The organism is Pseudokineococcus marinus, assembly GCF_013004605.1.
Taxonomy (GTDB): Bacteria; Actinomycetota; Actinomycetes; order Actinomycetales; family Quadrisphaeraceae; genus Pseudokineococcus; species Pseudokineococcus marinus.
On the sequence record NZ_JABEMA010000449.1, the window covers coordinates 1 to 1841 of the forward strand.

Consider the following 1841-nt stretch of genomic DNA (forward strand, 5'->3'; position numbering starts at 1 on the left):
GTCCGCGCGGCGCCTCCGGCGCCGTCGCCCGTCAGCGAGCCGCCGGGGCGACGCCCCACCGCGGCCGCGCACGCCGCCGCGCCCACCGCGCGGCGCACCGGCCCGCCCCGGGCGGGCCCCTCGCCGAGGAGCAGCGATGAGCAAGAACAAGGGTGGCCGCGAGGCCCGCAAGCCCAAGCAGGAGAAGCCGAAGGCGACCGCCGAGAAGGCGCTCGACTCGGCGGTCTCGTCGATCAGGAAGCCGGCGCGACCGGGTCGCTGACCCGCCCCGCGGCGGGGCCCCCGGTGGCAGGATCGACGGCGTGAGCAGTGACGCCGCGACCCGCCCGGGGGAGCCCGCCGCGGGCCCGGACCGCCCGCCCCTTCGGGTCGCGGTCGTGGGCTCGGGACCGGCGGGCGTCCACACCGCCGGCGCCCTCGTGGCCGCCGGGCTCGAGCGAGGCGTGCGCGTCGACGTCCTCGAGCGGCTCCCCGTGCCGTTCGGCCTCGTCCGCTACGGCGTCTCGCCGGACCACCCCGACATGAAGGCGGTCACGGCGACGCTGGCCGAGGTCCTCGACCACCCCGACGTCCGGCTCGTGGCCAACGTGGAGGTGGGCCGCGACGTCACCCTCGAGGAGCTGCGGGCGGCCTACGACGCCGTCGTGCTCGCCACCGGGTCGAGCACCGACGCCCCGCTGGACCTCCCCGGCGCCGACCTGCCCGGGTGCTGGGGCGCCAGCGAGGTCGTCGCCTGGTACCAGGGGCACCCCGAAGCCCCGCGCCACTGGGACCTCTCGGCCCGGGAGGTGGCCGTGCTCGGCGTCGGCAACGTCGCGCTCGACGTCGCCCGCGTGCTCGCCCGCCCGGCCGAGGACCTCCTCGCCACCGAGGTCCCGGCCGCCGTGCACGCCGACCTGGCGGCCTCCCGCCTCACCGACGTCCACGTCGTCGGCCGCCGGGGGCCCGAGCACGCGCGCTTCTCGCCGCTGGAGCTGCGCGAGCTCGGCGCGGTCCCCGGCGTCGACGTCGTCGTCGACCCCGCCGACCTCGTCCTGGCGCCGGAGGCCGTCGACCACCTCGCCGGCGACCGCCGCGCCCGGCAGGTCGTGGACGCCCTCGCCTCCTTCGCCGAGCGGGGCACGACCGGCGCCCCGCGCCGGGTGCACCTGCGCTTCGCGCGCACGCCCGTCGAGGTGCTGGGCCGCGACGCCGGCCGCATCACGGGACTGCGCACCCGCCGGGCGCACGCGGGCGCGGCGGGCGTCGTGGAGGACCTCCCGGTCCAGGCCGTGTACCGCGCCGTCGGCTACCGCAGCCGTCCCGTCCCCGGCGCCCCCTTCGACGACCGGCGCGGCGTCGTGCCGAACGCGGACGGCCGGGTGCTCGCCGCCGACGGCGAACCCGAGCGGGGCCTCTACGTCGTCGGCTGGCTGAAGACCGGGCCCGTCGGCCTCGTCGGCCACACCCGCAAGGACGCGCGCGCCACGGTCGCGAGCGTCCTGGAGGACGTCGCCCGCGAGCCGGCGGCCGCGGCCCCGCCCGCCGACCCCCTCGACCTGGTCGAGCGCCTGCGCGCCGGCGGGCTGCACGTCGTCGACCTCGACGGCTGGCGCAGCGTCGACGCGGCCGAGCTGCGCGCCGGTGCCGACGCGGGGCGCCCGCGGGTCAAGCTCGTCAGCCGCGAGGACATGCTCGCCGCGGCCCGGGCAGGGGCGCCGGGGGGCACCGCGGGAGGACCGGCGGGGAGGGGGCCCTCGTGAGGGTGGCGGTCGTCGGCGGCACCGGGCGCGTCGGTCGGCCCCTCGTCGAGGCGCTGCGCCGGGGCGGGCACGACGTCGTCGTCGCGGCGCGCTCCACGG

At 80.0% G+C, this 1841-nt stretch carries 2 protein-coding genes; both read left to right on the forward strand.

Features of this window, described 5'->3' with window-relative positions; all coding sequences use genetic code 11:
* Positions 1 to 136: 136 nt before the first annotated feature.
* The gene (locus tag HLB09_RS19585) at positions 137 to 262 is read left to right on the forward strand and encodes a hypothetical protein (RefSeq protein ID WP_281359492.1); all 126 of its coding nucleotides are present in this window, start codon (positions 137 to 139) and stop codon (positions 260 to 262) included.
* 40 nt (positions 263 to 302) lie between these two features.
* Positions 303 to 1742 carry an FAD-dependent oxidoreductase gene (locus HLB09_RS16480; RefSeq protein WP_171204384.1) on the forward strand — a complete coding sequence of 480 codons (1440 nt, stop codon included), beginning with the start codon at positions 303 to 305 and terminating at the stop codon, positions 1740 to 1742.
* The last annotated feature ends 99 nt before the right edge of the window (positions 1743 to 1841 follow it).